This is a genomic window from Streptomyces sp. WI03-4A (assembly GCF_033792105.1).
GTDB classification, from domain to species: Bacteria; Actinomycetota; Actinomycetes; order Streptomycetales; family Streptomycetaceae; genus Streptomyces; species Streptomyces collinus_A.
The window spans coordinates 64,766-80,571 of record NZ_JARAUO010000040.1; the positions used below are offsets into that span (position 1 = coordinate 64,766).

11 protein-coding genes are annotated in these 15,806 nt (G+C 71.6%); 4 read left to right on the plus strand and 7 right to left on the minus strand.

The annotated features are described in order from the left end of the window. Positions 1–55 precede the first annotated feature (55 nt). Genes PV343_RS31365 through coxB form a run of 3 tightly spaced genes read right to left on the minus strand, consistent with a single transcriptional unit; the run spans position 56 to position 3,146 of the window. Positions 56–454: a cytochrome c oxidase subunit 4 gene (locus tag PV343_RS31365; protein ID WP_319150424.1), complete on the minus strand. Its 399-nt coding sequence runs from the start codon at positions 452–454 to the stop codon at positions 56–58. Next, on the minus strand, positions 451–2,184 hold the full coding sequence (ctaD, locus tag PV343_RS31370; protein ID WP_319150425.1) for a cytochrome c oxidase subunit I: 1,734 nt from the start codon (positions 2,182–2,184) through the stop codon (positions 451–453). Before ctaD ends, PV343_RS31365 begins: the two co-directional genes overlap by 4 nt. Then, a complete protein-coding gene (gene coxB, locus PV343_RS31375) occupies positions 2,181–3,146 on the minus strand; it encodes a cytochrome c oxidase subunit II (protein ID WP_319150426.1) in 966 nt (321 codons plus the stop codon). The genes ctaD and coxB overlap by 4 nt, the downstream gene beginning before the upstream one ends. A gap of 301 nt (positions 3,147–3,447) precedes the next feature. On the opposite strand from coxB, the gene PV343_RS31380 reads away from it, so the two are divergent. Beyond that, a complete protein-coding gene (locus PV343_RS31380) occupies positions 3,448–4,836 on the plus strand; it encodes a cysteine desulfurase/sulfurtransferase TusA family protein (protein WP_319150427.1) in 1,389 nt (462 codons plus the stop codon). A gap of 63 nt (positions 4,837–4,899) precedes the next feature. On the opposite strand, the gene PV343_RS31385 is transcribed toward PV343_RS31380, so the two are convergent. Then, positions 4,900–5,874: a carbohydrate kinase family protein gene (locus PV343_RS31385; RefSeq protein WP_319150428.1), complete on the minus strand. Its 975-nt coding sequence runs from the start codon at positions 5,872–5,874 to the stop codon at positions 4,900–4,902. A 130-nt stretch (positions 5,875–6,004) separates the two neighbouring features. Here PV343_RS31385 and PV343_RS31390 point away from each other — a divergent pair, with 130 nt between their 5' ends. Together PV343_RS31390 and PV343_RS31395 are read left to right on the plus strand one after the other, a co-directional pair. After that, positions 6,005–6,214, plus strand: coding sequence for a hypothetical protein (locus tag PV343_RS31390; RefSeq protein WP_319150429.1), 210 nt, complete (start codon positions 6,005–6,007; stop codon positions 6,212–6,214). 627 nt (positions 6,215–6,841) lie between these two features. Continuing rightward, entirely contained in the window at positions 6,842–8,239 is a 1,398-nt protein-coding gene (locus PV343_RS31395) for a hypothetical protein (protein WP_319150430.1), read from the plus strand. An 85-nt stretch (positions 8,240–8,324) separates the two neighbouring features. On the opposite strand, the gene PV343_RS31400 is transcribed toward PV343_RS31395, so the two are convergent. Beyond that, on the minus strand, positions 8,325–8,681 hold the full coding sequence (locus PV343_RS31400; RefSeq protein ID WP_061919812.1) for a HesB/IscA family protein: 357 nt from the start codon (positions 8,679–8,681) through the stop codon (positions 8,325–8,327). Between the two features lie 273 nt (positions 8,682–8,954). On the opposite strand from PV343_RS31400, the gene nadA reads away from it, so the two are divergent. Then, a complete protein-coding gene (gene nadA / locus PV343_RS31405) occupies positions 8,955–10,139 on the plus strand; it encodes a quinolinate synthase NadA (protein WP_319150431.1) in 1,185 nt (394 codons plus the stop codon). Positions 10,140–10,178: 39 nt separating this feature from the next. Here nadA and PV343_RS31410 read toward each other — a convergent pair whose 3' ends face one another. Next, positions 10,179–12,515, minus strand: a complete 2,337-nt coding sequence (locus PV343_RS31410; protein WP_319150432.1) for a protein kinase domain-containing protein — start codon at positions 12,513–12,515, stop codon at positions 10,179–10,181. Positions 12,516–12,600: 85 nt separating this feature from the next. Further along, a complete protein-coding gene (locus tag PV343_RS31415) occupies positions 12,601–15,717 on the minus strand; it encodes an efflux RND transporter permease subunit (RefSeq protein WP_319150433.1) in 3,117 nt (1,038 codons plus the stop codon). Positions 15,718–15,806: the final 89 nt, after the last annotated feature.

Sequence of the window (15,806 nt, forward strand, 5' to 3'; positions counted from 1 at the left end):
GGAGCCCGGACTCTCCTGACGGAGGGTCCGGGCTCCCGCTTCGTTCGCTGCGCTGCTACTGGGTGCGGTTCTCACCGTGGTAGTACTCGAACACCCAGCCGAACAGGCCGATCACGATGATCGGGGCGGCGAAGTAGATCAGCCACCAGCCGACCGCGACACCGAGGAAGGCGATCGCACCGCCGACACCGAGGGCGAGCGGCTGCCAGCTGTGCGGGCTGAAGAAGCCCAGCTCGCCCGCGTCGTCCGCGACGTCGGCCTCCTTGTCGTCCTGGGCACCGGCGTCGACCCGACGGGCGGTGAAGCCCAGGTAGAAGCCGACCATGATGCTCAGGCCGAAGGCCAGGAAGAGCGCCGTGGTACCGGCCGGCTCCTTCGACCACACGCCGTACACGACGGCCATGACCAGGAGGAAGAAGCTCAGCCAGATGAACATCCGGCCCTGGATCTTCACTTGTCGGCCTCCTTGCTGCCCGAGATGGCGCTGCCGTGACCGGCGTGCTCCAGCTGCTCCAGGGCGGCGATCTCAGGGTGGTGCAGGTCGAACGCCGGGGATTCGCTGCGGATCCGCGGCAGGGTGAGGAAGTTGTGCCGCGGCGGCGGGCAGGAGGTCGCCCACTCCAGCGAACGGCCGTAGCCCCACGGGTCGTCCACGCCGACCGGCTTGCCGTACTTGGCCGTCTTCCACACGTTGTAGAGGAACGGCAGGATCGACAGGCCGAGCAGGAACGAGCTGATCGTCGAGACCGTGTTCAGGGCGGTGAAGCCGTCGGCCGCCAGGTAGTCGGCGTAACGGCGCGGCATGCCCTCCACACCCAGCCAGTGCTGGACCAGGAAGGTGCCGTGGAAGCCGACGAACAGCGTCCAGAAGGTGATCTTGCCGAGACGCTCGTCCAGCATCTTGCCGGTCATCTTCGGCCACCAGAAGTGGAAGCCGGAGAACATCGCGAACACGACCGTGCCGAAGACGACGTAGTGGAAGTGCGCCACCACGAAGTACGAGTCGGAGACGTGGAAGTCCATCGGCGGCGAGGCCAGGATGACACCGGTCAGGCCACCGAAGGTGAAGGTGATCAGGAAGCCGACCGCCCAGAGCATCGGTGTCTCGAAGGACAGCGAGCCCTTCCACATGGTGCCGATCCAGTTGAAGAACTTCACGCCGGTGGGTACGGCGATGAGGAACGTCATGAAGGAGAAGAACGGCAGCAGCACGCCGCCGGTGACGTACATGTGGTGCGCCCACACCGTCACGGACAGGCCGGCGATCGAGATGGTCGCGGCGATCAGGCCCATGTAGCCGAACATCGGCTTGCGGGAGAAGACCGGGATGACCTCGGAGATGATGCCGAAGAACGGCAGGGCGATGATGTACACCTCTGGATGGCCGAAGAACCAGAAGAGGTGTTGCCACAACAGTGCGCCGCCGTTGGCCGCGTCGAACACATGGGCGCCGAATTTACGGTCCGCCTCCAGGGCGAACAGCGCGGCGGCCAGGACCGGGAAGGCCAGCAGGACCAGGACCGCGGTCAGCAGAACGTTCCACACGAAGATCGGCATGCGGAACATCGTCATGCCCGGTGCGCGCATGCAGATGATCGTGGTGATGAAGTTGACCGCGCCGAGGATGGTGCCGAAGCCGGAGAAGGCCAGACCCATGATCCACATGTCGGCGCCGATGCCCGGCGAGCGGACCGCGTCGGAGAGCGGCGAGTAGGCGAACCAGCCGAAGTCGGCCGCGCCCTGCGGGGTGAGGAAGCCACCCACCGCGATGGTCGAGCCGAACAGGTACAGCCAGTAGGCGAACATGTTCAGCCGCGGGAACGCCACGTCGGGCGCGCCGATCTGCAGCGGCATGATCCAGTTCGTGAAACCGGCGAACAGCGGCGTCGCGAACATCAGCAGCATGATCGTGCCGTGCATCGTGAACGCCTGGTTGAACTGCTCGTTCGACATGACCTGCAGGCCCGGACGGGCCAGCTCGGCACGCATCAGCAGCGCCATCACGCCGCCGATCAGGAAGAACGCGAACGACGTGACGAGGTACAGCGTTCCGATCGTCTTGTGGTCGGTGGTCGTCAGCCACTTCACCACGACGTTGCCGGGCTGCTTGCGCCTGACCGGCAGCTCGTTCTCGTACGAGTCTTCAGCTGCCGCGGCACCCTGGGGTTCGTTGAGGATGCTCACAGGTTGTTCGTCTCCCGGTTCTTCTCGTGCGGCGTCTGCGCGATGCCGGCGGGAATGTAACCGGTCTGCCCCTTCTTGGCGAGGTCCTTGAGGTGCTGCTCGTAACGGTCGGGGGAGACGACCTTCACGTTGAACAGCATCCGGGAGTGGTCGACACCGCAGAGCTCCGCACACTTGCCGAGGAAGGTGCCCTGGTGGTTCGGGGTCACCTGGAAGGCGTTGGTGTGGCCCGGGATGACGTCCTGCTTCATCAGGAAGGGAACCACCCAGAAGGAGTGGATGACGTCACGCGAGGTCAGCACGAAGCGGACGGTCTTGCCCTCGGGGAGCCAGAGCGTCGGACCGGGGTTGCCGGTCTGCGGGTTCCGGGTGCCGGGCGTACCGACGTCGTAGACGCCGCCGGCGTTGGCCGGGAAGTCCGTCTTGAACCGGTCCGGAATCGCGGCCAGGTTCTTGTCGGTCTTGGCGTTGCCCGTGGAACCGGGGACGTCCGCGATGTAGTTGAAGCCCCAGCTCCACTGGAAGCCGACCACGTTGACCGTGACGTCCGGCTTCTTGGAGAGGTCCAGGAGCTTCGACTCATCCCGGGCGGTGAAGTAGAAGAGCACCGAGATGATGATGATCGGGACCACCGTGTACAGGGCCTCGATCGGCATGTTGTACCGGGTCTGCGGAGGTACCTCGACCTTGGTGCGGCTGCGCCGGTGGAAGAAAGCACTCCACAGGATCAGGCCCCACACCAGCACGCCGACGGCGAGCGCAGCCGCCCAGGAACCCTGCCACAGGGAGAGGATCCGCGGAGCCTCTTCCGTGGTCGGGGTGGGCATACCAAGGCGGGGGAAGTCTTCCCAGTTGTACGAGCAACCGGTGGCTGTCGCCAAGACCAGGCCCGCGGTCATTGCCTGCAGCAGCTTCCGCCGCATCGGGCGCCGCGGCGAGCGGTCGGAGCCGTTGGGACTCACGTAGCGCCTTCCCGAGAGTCTCGCCCGCGCGGTCGGCTGCGGCCTTCTCGCTGGTCGGTCGCCGCCCTGCGTCGGGCAGGGGTTTGGATGTTTATGCGGACCAAACCCTAGCCGACGCTCTTCGAGGGTTCGCGGGGAGGGTGCCATACGCGCCGCCGGTCCCTCCTTAAGGGTGGGATTGAGCGCCTAATAGCTCGGGTTGTCGCGGTTTGACGAGCGGGCGCGGGAGGCGTCGTGGCTGGTCGCGCCGTTCTTCGCGCCCCCCGGTGGACCGGTCCCGCCGAAGTCTTAACGTTGCCCTGTGCCCTACTTCGACGCCGCATCCGCCGCTCCCCTCCATCCCGTGGCCCGCCAAGCGCTGTTGGCCGCCCTGGACGAGGGATGGGCGGATCCCGCGCGGCTCTACCGGGAGGGCCGCAGGGCCCGGATGCTGCTGGACGCCTCGCGGGAGACGGTGGCCGAGGCCGTGGGGTGCCGGGCCGACGAGGTGGTGTTCACCTCCTCCGGGACCCGGGCCCTGCACACCGGGATCGCCGGAGCCCTGGCCGGGCGGCGGCGGACGGGGCGCCACCTGATCGTGTCAGCCGTCGAACACTCCTCGGTACTCCATTCGGCTGAGTCGTTCGAGGCCGGGGGCGGTGCGGTGACCACGGTGGCCGTCGACCGGGCCGGAGCCGTGGACCCGTCGGCCTTCGCGGACGCGCTGCGGGAGGACACCGCGCTGGCCTGTCTGCAGTCGGCCAACCACGAGGTGGGGACCGTGCAACCGGTCGCCGAGGTGGCCGGCGTGTGCCGGGCCGCCGGGGTGCCGTTGCTGGTGGACGCCGCGCAGTCGCTGGGCTGGGGCCCGGTGGAGGGCGACTGGTCGCTGCTGGCCGCGAGCGCGCACAAGTGGGGCGGCCCCTCGGGGGTGGGACTGCTCGTGGTGCGCAAGGGCGTGCGGTTCGCCGCGCAAGGGCCCGTGGACGAGCGGGAGTCGGGCCGGGCGCCCGGATTCGAGAACCTCCCGGCGATCGTCGCGGCCGCTGCCTCGCTGCGGGCGGTACGGGCCGAGGCCGCCCAGGAGGCGGAACGGCTGCGGGAGCTGACGGAGCGGATCCGGGCGCGGGTGCCGGAGCTGGTGGCGGACGTGGAGGTGGTCGGGGACCCTCGGCGGCGGCTGCCGGGGATCGTCACCTTCTCCTGTCTCTACGTCGACGGCGAGGCCCTGCTGCACGAGCTGGACCGGGAGGGCTTCTCCGTCTCCTCCGGGTCGTCCTGCACGAGCAGCACCCTGACTCCCAGCCATGTGCTGCGGGCGATGGGGGTGCTGAGCGAGGGGAACGTACGGGTGTCGCTGCCGCCCGGGACGGCCGCGGAGGACGTCGAGCGGTTCCTGGACGTGCTGCCCGGAGTGGTGGCGGGCGTACGGGAGAAGCTGGGCGCACCGGCTCCGGCGCCGGCCGCCGCACCGGCAGCGGAGACGGAGGAGCTGGTCGTCGACTCCCTCGGCAAGCGGTGCCCGATCCCGGTCATCGAGCTGGCCAAGGTGATCGGCGACGTCCCGGTGGGCGGCACGGTCCGGGTGCTGTCGGACGACGAGGCCGCCCGGCTGGACATCCCGGCGTGGTGCGAGATGCGGGGCCAGGAGTACGTGGGCGAGGAGCCGGCGGAGCGGGGGACGGCTTATGTCGTCCGCCGGATCGGCTGACTCACCCGGGGACGGCGTGGGGAAGTGCGCGACCGGTCTCCCCACGCCACCGCGGCTGGCAGATCAGACGAGATGACCCCGGACCTCTTCGGCGGCCTCGTCGCCGTACGCCTTGGTGAAGCGCTCCATGAAGTGGCCGCGCCGTAGCTGGTACTCCTGGGTGCCGACCGTCTCGATGACGAGCGTCGCCAGCATGCAGCCGACCTGCGCGGCGCGCTCCAGGGACACGCCCCAGGCCAGGCCGGACAGGAAGCCGGCGCGGAAGGCGTCGCCGACGCCCGTGGGGTCGGCCTTGCGGTCCTCCTCCGGGCAGCCGACCTCGATCGGGTCCTCGCCGACCCGCTCGATCCGCACGCCGCGCGAGCCGAGGGTGGTGACGCGGTGACCGACCCGGGAGAGGATCTCGGCGTCGCTCCAGCCGGTCTTGGACTCGATGAGCCCCTTCTCGTACGCGTTGGAGAAGAGGTAGGTCGCCCCGTCCAGCAGTATCCGGATCTCCTCGCCCTCCATGCGGGCGATCTGCTGGGAGAAGTCGGCGGCGAAGGGGATCTCGCGCGACCGGCACTCCTCCGTGTGGCGGAGCATCGCCTCGGGGTCGTCGGCGCCGATCAGGACCAGGTCGAGGCCGCCGACGCGGTCGGCGACCGTCTTCAGCTCGATGAGGCGGGCCTCGCTCATGGCGCCGGTGTAGAACGAGCCGATCTGGTTGTGGTCGGCGTCGGTGGTGCACACGAAGCGGGCGGTGTGCAGGGTCTCGGAGATGCGCACCGAGTCGGTGTCCACGCCGTGCCGGTCGAGCCAGGCCCGGTACTGGTCGAAGTCGAAGCCGGCGGCCCCGACCAGGATCGGCGCGGTGCCCAGCTGGCCCATGCCGAAGGCGATGTTCGCGCCGACGCCGCCCCGGCGCACGTCCAGGTTGTCGACCAGGAAGGAGAGCGAGACCGTGTGCAGCTGGTCCGCGACGAACTGGTCGGCGAATCGGCCGGGGAAGGTCATGAGGTGGTCGGTGGCGATGGAGCCGGTGACTGCGATGCGCACGACGGGCATTCTCCTGCGGGAGGCTGGATTGACAGTTCACGCTACCCCGCTCGGGCGGGCCGCTGAAGCTGACAAAACTACCCGATAGTAGCCCTTTCTTCGCGACGCCTCGCGTGCCTACGGTTCCGGCATGACGAACCTCAAGGTCAACTCGACCGCCCCGGCCGATCTCGAGGGCGGCCTCGCCACGCTGCGCGGCGACTGCGCCCGGATGGCTCCGCACTGGGCGGCCCCCGCGCACGGCGACTCCCGTCCGGTGCCGCCGTCGCTGATCCACGGGGTGGACGTACCGGTGCGGTCGGCGCGGCTGCTGGACGCCATGTCGGACTACGGCGACTGAGCCGGAACCACCGGGCAGGGAACCGCGCGCTCCTCGTACGCGTCCCATCGCCGTCCCCCGGGCGGGGACATGGGACACGAGCCGGCGAGGAGCGATGCGGTGAGCAGCGAGCGACCCGAGATTCCTGAGAACGACAAGGTCTCCGGGGCCTCCGACGCCCCCGAGCCCCCGGAAGCGTCCGCCGGGACTCCCGAGGCGTCGGAAGCCTCCCCCGAGACATCTGGGGCCGGTGCGGCCGCCCGGGCCGCGGAGGCTGCCGGGGCTGCCGGGGCTGAGAGTTCCGCGGCCTCCGAAGCTCACGCGGATCCCGAGACTCCTGAGGACAGTGCGGCCGCAGAGGCCGTAGAGGCGCACGAGGCTGCCGGGACTGCCGGGCCCGGCGAGGCGTCCGCGGCCTCCGAGCCTCACGCGACGCCCGAGGTATCCGCGGCTCACGCGGCAGCACCCGAGGCTCCCGGCGCTCCCTCCGCTCCCTCCGCTCCCGGCGCTCCCTCCGCTCCCTCCGCTCCCGGAGTCGCTGACGTCCCGGACGTCAGCGGGGTCTCCCCGGTGCCAGGAGGTGGCGGGGACGGTGGCGCGGGGCGTGGGGCGTCCTCGCGGCGTCGCTCGCGCGCCGTCGTCCTTTCCGTGGCGGCTGCCGTGCTGGTGGTCGGGGGTGGGGGTGCCTACCTCGCCACGGGGCACGCCGCGGACGGGCGGGCGGACGCCGGTGCGTCCGGTGCCACTCCCCCGCCGCTGGTCCTGGACGGCTCGGCGGGCGGCGGCACGGGCGGCGAGATCGCGCCCGGTGAGCCGGACCCGTACGGCGTGACCTACGTGGCCGCCGGGAAGCTGCCCGACGGTCCAGGCTCGGCGCCCGTGTACGCCCCCCGGGGTGAGGTCGGCAAGGACCGGGTGGCCCGGCTGGCCGCGGCCCTCGGCATGGACGGCGCGCCGGTGGCCGACGGCGGCGGCTGGCGGGTCGGGGGCGCGGACGGCTCCGGGCCGACGCTCCGGGTGAGCCGGGACGCGGCGGGGAGCTGGACCTACAGCCGCTGGGCGCCCGGCACCGACAACTGCCGGAAGGTCACCGTCTGCACGCAGGACCCGGCGGACCCGGCCGGCGATCCGGTGAGCGCGGCGGCGGCGCGGCGGACGGCGGCGCCCGTGCTGAAGGCGCTGGGCCAGGACGACGCGAAGATCGACGCGAGCCGGATCATGGGCGCCCGCCGGGTGGTCGACGCCGATCCGGTGGTCGGCGGGCTGCCCTCGTACGGCTGGACGACCGGGTTGATCGTGGACGAGCGGGGCGAGCTGGTCGGCGGCCACGGGATGCTGGCGACACCGGCCGAGGGCGACACGTACCCCGTGCTGGACGCGCGCCGGACGCTGGCGCTGATGAACGCGGCGCACACGGGCGGCGGCCACCGGATGGGCATCGGCGGCTGCGCCACCCCCGTCCCGCTGAAGGACCGGCTGGAGCAGCCGTGCTCGGGTTCCGGCTCGGGTTCCGGCTCGGCGGGGAAATCCGACGCGCTCCCCGTGCGCAAGGCCGTCTTCGGACTGGCCGCGCACTCCGTCGCCGGGCGGCAGGCCCTGGTCCCGTCCTGGCTGTTCGAGGTGCGGGGACCGGCGGAACGGGACACCTTCACGGTCACGTACCCGGCGGTGGACCCCGCGTTCGTGAAGTCACCGTCGTCGGCACGGCCGTCGGCGCCGGCGTCGCCGTCCCCCCGGCCTTCCTCGGCGCCCCGCACGCACGACGTGCGGGCCGACGGCTACACGGTGGACGGCCGTGAGCTGACGGTGAGCTTCTCGGGCGGGGTGTGCACCGCCTACTCGGCGTCGGCGAAGGAGAGCGCGGGCCGGGTGACACTGACCGTGACCGGGCGGGACCGCCCGGACCAGGTGTGCGTCGCCATGGCCCAGCAGTACGTGAGGACGGTACGGCTGGACGCGCCGCTCGGCACCCGCGAGGTGACCGGTACCGACGGCACGCCGGTCCCGAGGACGAAGCCGGGCGCGCTGCGGCCGCAGGCCGGCTAGCCCCGAAGCGGGTCCCGGTACGCACGGAGGCGACGGTCCCCTCGTCGGAGGGGACCGTCGCCTCGCGCGTCAGCGGGTGGCCGGCTCAGCTGAAGGAGTCGCCGCAGGCGCAGGAGCCCGTCGCGTTCGGGTTGTCGATCGTGAAGCCCTGCTTCTCGATCGTGTCCACGAAGTCGACGGTGGCGCCACCCAGGTACGGAGCGCTCATGCGGTCGGTGACGACCTTGACCCCGCCGAAGTCCTTCACCACGTCGCCGTCGAGCGAGCGCTCGTCGAAGAAGAGCTGGTAGCGCAGGCCGGAGCAGCCGCCCGGCTGGACGGCGACGCGCAGAGCGAGGTCGTCGCGGCCTTCCTGGTCGAGCAGGGCCTTGACCTTCGACGCGGCGGCGTCGGTCAGGATGATGCCGTCGGTGACGGTGGTGGTCTCGTCCGATACGGACATCTACATCTCTCCCGGGTTGTACGGAGACTGCTTGCCGACCAGTGCAACCGGCGTTTCCGCGGATTCATTCCGGGCCGGGCGTTCGCGTGGTCGCCTTTTCACTTCTCTCTTCATGCTCGCACATGCCCGATGCGGCGGACAGCGGCTCGAGGGGCGACCCGGTCACCGCGGGCGGGATTCACGTCACATGGACGCTATCGCCGTCGTCAAAGTGACGTGAAGCGGATATGATAGATAGCGTCAGTTAGACGAAAAGTAGAAAGGGTGCGTGTCGTGACCACCGCCCAGACCCCGGAGCTCGACGTACAGCCGTCTCCGCTCGCCCTGCTGCTGCTCGGCCGTGAGGCCGACCCGAAGAGCGAGCGGGGCGTGGAGTGCCCCGGCGACCTGCCCTCGCCGTCCGACCCCGACCTGGTCGAGCGCGCCCGCGCGGCCAAGGAGAAGCTCGGCGACAAGGTCTTCGTGCTCGGCCACCACTACCAGCGCGACGAGGTCATCCAGTTCGCCGACGTCACGGGCGACTCCTTCAAGCTGGCCCGGGACGCGGCCGCGCGCCCGGAGGCCGAGTACATCGTCTTCTGCGGTGTGCACTTCATGGCCGAGTCGGCGGACATCCTGACGTCCGACGACCAGAAGGTCGTCCTGCCCGACCTGGCCGCCGGCTGCTCGATGGCCGACATGGCCACCGCCGAGCAGGTCGCCGAGTGCTGGGACGTGCTGACCGAGGCGGGCGTCGCCGGGCAGGTGGTGCCGGTGTCCTACATGAACTCCTCGGCGGACATCAAGGCCTTCACCGGCAAGCACGGTGGCCTCATCTGCACCTCCTCCAACGCGCGGCGCGCCCTGGACTGGGCCTTCGAGCAGGGTGAGAAGGTCCTGTTCCTGCCCGACCAGCACCTCGGCCGCAACACCGCCGTCCGCGACATGGGGATGTCCCTGGACGACTGCGTGGTCTACAACCCGCACAAGCCGAACGGCGGGCTGACCACCGAGGAGCTGCGCGCCGCGAAGATGATCCTCTGGCGCGGCCACTGCTCGGTGCACGGCCGCTTCAGCCTGGACTCGGTCAACGACGTCCGCGAGCGCATACCGGGCGTGAACGTGCTGGTCCACCCCGAGTGCCGGCACGAGGTCGTGGCCGCCGCCGACTACGTCGGCTCCACGGAGTACATCATCAAGGCCCTGGAGGCGGCCCCGGCCGGTTCCAAGTGGGCCATCGGCACCGAGCTGAACCTGGTCCGCCGGCTGGCGAACCGTTTCGCTCCCGAGGGCAAGGAGATCGTCTTCCTCGACAAGACGGTCTGCTTCTGCTCGACGATGAACCGCATCGACCTGCCCCACCTGGTCTGGGCCCTGGAGTCGCTGGCCGAGGGCAACCTGGTCAACCGCATCGAGGTCGACAAGGAGACCGAGGCGTTCGCCAAGCTCGCCCTGGAGCGGATGCTCGCGCTGCCGTAGCCGTACCCGCCGGGCGGGGACCGGCGTCGGCGTGCGTGGTCACGCCGACGCCGGTTTCCGTCCGGGGCGGGCCGGATCCAGCGTGAAGAGGGTGCCGTCGGGGGTCGTCACCACCAGGGCGCCGCCGTTCACGAGCAGTTCCGGCGAGTCGTAGTCGCCGCTGATCACGGTGCCGGCCCGCGGATAGGACTCCCACAGCCTGCGTCCCGTGCGGGCGTCGAGGGCCGCGACCCGGCCGCTCGCGCTGGCCAGGAACACGCTGCCGCGCTCGTCCGCGACCGGCGCGGCCGGCTGTTCCAGGGTCGTCGCGGTCCGCCACACCCGTCTGCCGGTCAGCGGCGAGACGGCGGTCGTCCGGCCGTCCGAGGCGGCGAAACAGAGCACCCCGCGCGCCATCGCCGCCCGCCCCCGGTACTCCTCGGCCAGCGCGCGGGTCTCGCGGGCACCGGTGCGCGGATCGATCACCTCGACCCCGGTGTACGGGTTGTCCTGCGCCGTCGGGTCGCCGGACCGCCGTGCCGCGTAGACCAGCCGTCCGTCCAGGGTTCCGGCGTAGTCCGCGGTCAGCGACGGCGCTGCCGGCAGCGAGCGCGCCGAGCCGTCGGCGGGATCGAGGGCGATCAGCCGCCGCCGGGCGCCGGACGGGGTGTGGTAGCCGGTGCAGTCGGCGTACACCCCGCCGCCCGCGCCGTGGAAGTCGCAGTGGTGCCCGGCCGGCACGGACATCGTCCAGCGCGCGGAGCCGTCGCGCGGGGAACGGGCGGTCACGGTCAGGCCGTCGGGAACGAGGACCAGGCCGCCCACGAGCACCGCCGACGCGTTCGCGTCGCCGGTCGGACGGGACCACAACCGCCGTCCGTCGCCGGCGGCGAACGCGGTGACCGTGGTCGTCGTGTCGTTGCCCGCCGTGTTCAGGACGCTCTCGCGGACGAGCACGACACCCTCACGCACCCCGAGGACCGCACTGTCGTAGTGGCCGAGAGCGATCCCCGGCGGCTGGGTGGCGGTCCGCCAGACGGTGCGGCCGGTGACCGCGTCGACGCGGATCGGCAGGGTGGTGCTGCCTCCGCAGTAGAGCGCTCCCCCGCTCAGCGCACAGGACGGCTGCCCGCTGCGGCCGGGGCCGTCCGCCGGTGCCGAGGAGCGTTTCACGCCGTGGGCGGCGACCGCGTACACCGTCGTCCGCCAGGGCCGCCAGCCGGCCGGGAGGGCACCCCAGCGGGTGGCCGTGGCACCGGGCGAGGGGGCGGCTCCGGGCCGCGCCCCGGCCTGGAACGGCCCGAGCAGATAGGCGGTGAGCGCGGCGACCAGCACGCCCGCCACCCCGACGGCGAGCGGCACCCGAAGGCCGCGCCTACGGGAGGCGGGGGCGTCGTCCGCCGCGTCCCCCGGGTCCGCGGGGGCGGCGGCCCGGAACGGGACGGAGGGCGGCGGGTCCGCGGCCGGGGGCCGGGGCGGGTCCGGGTCGGGCGCCGGGGGCCGGGTCGGCTCCGGATCCGCCGCCGGGGGCCGGGTGGGCTCCGGATCCGCGCGGCGGTGCGGGACGGTCGGCGGCTCCGTGGCGGCCGGCTCGGGCAGGGCGGCGGCGAACTCGGCGGCCAGGGCGTCGAGTCCGGGCCGGGCGGCGGCCCGCTTGGCCAGGCAGCGGGACAGGACCGCGCGCAGCGGCTCGGGGACCGCCGTCAGGTCCGGCTCCTCGCTCATGACCCGGTACGCCGTCAGATAGGGGCTGTCCGCGTCGAAGGGGCCGCGCCCGGTCGCCGCGAAGACCACCAGCGCGGCGAGGGAGAAGACGTCGGAGGCGGGACCCACCGACCGGGCGTCCGCGAGCTGCTCCGGGGACATGAACGGCGGGGTGCCCATCATGTGCCCGGTCTCGGTCAGCGCCTGGTTCTCCGCCGCGCGCGAGATGCCGAAGTCGATGACCCGGGGGCCGTCCTCGGCCATCAGGACGTTGGCGGGCTTGAGGTCGCGGTGCACGACCCCGGCCCGGTGGATGTCGCGCAGGGCCTCCACCAGGCCGAGGACGAGCCGGCGCAGTTCGGTGCCGGCCAGCGGCCCGTCGTCCCGGACGCGGGCGGAGAGCGGCCGTGCGGGTACGTACTGGGTGGCCATCCAGGGGCGGGGCGCCTCCGGGTCGGCGTCCACGACCGGCGCGGTGAAGGCGCCGCTCACCTTGCGGACGGCGGCGATCTCCTGCCGGAAGCGGACACGGAAGACGGGGTCCTCGGCGTACTGGGCGTGGACCACCTTGACGGCGACCTCGCGGCCCGATCCGGCCCTCGCCCGGTAGACGACCCCCATCCCGCCGGCCCCCAGCCGGTCGACGATCCGGTATCCACCGAGCGACCCGGGATCGCCCTCGTGCAGTGCCACCACCCCGTTCCCCCTCCCCCGCAAGAGCAGTTCCGGATCACAGGATAGGAAAGTCCCGCGCGGGAGGGGACGCCGGTGCGGGGGGTCAGACCCCCGCGGGCTCCGGCTCGTCCGAGGCGGCCTGGGCCTGGGACGGGAGACCCTTCTTCGCCGCCCGCTTCTTCGCGCGCCGCTCCTTGCGGAGTTCGAGCATCGCGTAGAGCGTCGGGACCAGCAGCAGGGTCAGCAGGGTCGAGCTGATCAGGCCGCCGATCACGACCACCGCCAGCGGCTGGGCGATGAAGCCGCCCTCGCCGGTGACCCCGAGGGCCATCGGGAGCAGGGCGAAGACGGTCGCCAGCGCCGTCATGAGGATGGGCCGCAGCCGGTGCCGGCCGCCTTCCACCACGGCCTCGACGACGCCGTAGCCCTGACCGCGGTACTGGTTGATCAGGTCGATCAGCACGATCGCGTTGGTGACCACGATGCCGATCAGCATCAGCATGCCGATCATCGCGGGGACGCCCATCGGGGTGCCGGTGACGACCAGGAGGCCGATCGCGCCCGTGGCCGCGAACGGGATGGAGACCAGCAGGATCAGCGGCTGGACCAGTGAGCGGAACGTCGCCACCAGCAGCATGAACACGATGGCGATCGCCGCCAGCATGGCCAGGCCGAGGTTCTTGAACGCGCTGTCCTGGTCCGAGGAGACGCCGCCGATCTTGGCCTCGGCGCCCGCGGGCAGCTTCAGGGCCTTGATCCGCGTCTGGAGCTGGGCGCTGACCGCGCCGGTGTTGTCACCGGTCGGCCGGGCCGTGACCGTCGCCGCGCGCCGGCCGTCGATGCGGGTCATGGACACCGGGCCGTCGACCACCTTGACGGTGGCGATGTCGCCGAGCCTCACCGGGCCGAGGCGCAGGTTCCTGAGCTGGGCCAGGGTGGTGGCGGGCTTCGCGGACGTGATGACGACGTCGCGCTCGGTGTCGTCGAGGATCGCCTTCGCCGCCGTCGTACCGCGCACGGCCTGGGCCACCGCGGCGCCCAGCTTCTGGTCGTCGAACCCGGCGGCGGCCGCCTTGGCGTTCGCCTTCACCGAGATGCGCGGCACGCTCTGGGCGAGGTCGCTGGTGACGTCCGTGACGTGGTCGAGGCCGGCCACGGTGGAGCGCACCCGGTCGGAGGCCTCGCGCAGCACCCGCGGGTCGGACGCCTTCACCACGACGCTGAGATCCTGGCTGCCGAAGCCGTCACCGGCGGACACGGTGGTGGTGCCGGTGCCGTCGAGCTCCTTGAGGCCGTTCTCGATGTGCTTCTGCACGTCCTCGTAGGAGGCCGTGTCCTTCAGCATGACCTGGTACGACGCCTGGTTGGTGTCGGTGCCGCCGCCGAAGGCCGCCATGAAGCCGGAGGAGCCGATGGTGACCTGGTAGTCCTTCACGCCCTCGGTGGAGGCGAGTAGCTTCTCGACCTTCCTGGCCTGGACGTCGGTGGCCGCGAGGCTGGTGCCGGGCTTCAGCTTCTGCTTGACGGTGAGGACTTCCTGCCGGCCCTGGTCGAAGAAGTTGGTCTTCAGCAGTCCGGACATGCCGAACGTGACGACCAGGACCACGATCGCGATCAGCACGCTGGTGAGGCGGCGGCGCGTCGCGAACCGCAGGACCGGGACGTAGAGGCGCTGGAGCCGGCTGTTCGCCTCCTTCTCCTCGGCCTTGCGGCGGGCCTCCTCGGCGTCCTCGGGGGTGCCCTTGGGGGCGCGCAGGAACCAGTACGACAGGACCGGCACGACCGTAAGGGACACGACGAGGGAGGCCAGCAGGGCCGCCGTCACCGTGATGCTGAACGAGCCGAACAGGGCGCCCACCATGCCGCCGACCAGGCCGATCGGCAGGAACACGGCGACGGTGGTGAGGGTGGAGGAGGTGACCGCGCCGGCGACCTCGCGCACCGCGCCCAGGATCGCCTCCTTGCGCTCCTCGCCGTAGCCCAGGTGCCGCTTGATGTTCTCCAGGACCACGATCGAGTCGTCCACGACCCGGCCGATCGCGATGGTGAGCGCGCCGAGCGTGAGCATGTTCAGGGACAGGCCGCGGGTCCACAGCACGAGGAGCGCGAGGACGACCGACAGCGGGATGGAGACCGCCGTGACCAGCGTCGAGCGGACCGAGGCCAGGAAGACCAGGATGACCAGGACCGCGAAGAGCAGGCCGAGCGCGCCCTCGGTGGTCAGGCCCTTGATGGACTTGGACACCGCCGGGCCCTGGTCGCTGACGACCGTGAGCCGGGCGCCGGAGCCGAGGTCCTTGCGCAGGGCGGGCAGCTTGTCCTTGACGGCCTCGGAGATGGAGACGGCGCTGCCGTCGTGGTCCATCGTCACGTTGACGGCGAGGCTGGGCCGGCCGTCGGTGCGGGTGAGGGAGTCGGCCGGGGCCGGCCGCTCCTTCACGGTGGCGACGGAGCCGAGGCGCACGGGCTTCCTGCCGGCCTCGCCGGTGACCATCAGGTTCCGGATCTGGCCCAGCGAGGTGAAGCCGCCGCCGACCTGAACGGTGCGGTTGGCGCCGTCCTCGTCGAAGGAGCCGGCCGGGACGGTGGCGCCGCCGGCCTGGAGGGCCTGGCCCAGTGCGGCGGGGGTGAGGCCCGCCCGCGCCAGCTTCGCGTCGTCCGGGGTGACGGCGACCCGCAGGTCACGGACGCCGGTGACCTGGACGCGGCCGACGCCGTCGATGTCCTTCAGGGCCGGGACGACCGTCGTGTCGAGCTGGTCGGCGAGTGCCTGCTGGTCCTTGTCGGAGGTGACGGCGAGGACCACGGTCGGCATGTCGTCCGTGGAGCCGGCGACGACCTGCGGGTCGACGCTGTCCGGGGGCTGGTTGCGGGCTCGGTTGACGGCCTGCTGGACGTCGGCGACGAGCCGCTTGGTGTCGTTGCCGTAGTCGAAGGACGCCATGATCACGGCGTTGCCCTCGCTGGCGGTGGAGGTGACACCGGTGATGCCGTCGACGCCCTGGAGGTTGTCCTCGATGGGCTCGACGACCTGCTTCTCCACGACGTCGGGGGCGGCGCCCTGGTAGGGGGCGACGATCGAGACCATCGGCAGTTCGATGGTCGGCAGGAGCTGCTGCTTGATCTGGGGTATCGCGATCAGCCCGAAGGCGAGCGCGATGAGGGACACGAGCCCGACGAGGGCCCGCTGCGCGAGGCTGAATCTCGACAGCCAGGACATGGATCAGGTTCTCTCTTCTGTGAGCGGCAGAAGTGGCGGGAGGGACACGGGGGGAGCGCCCACCCCACCACCCTGAGCCATGCCGGAGG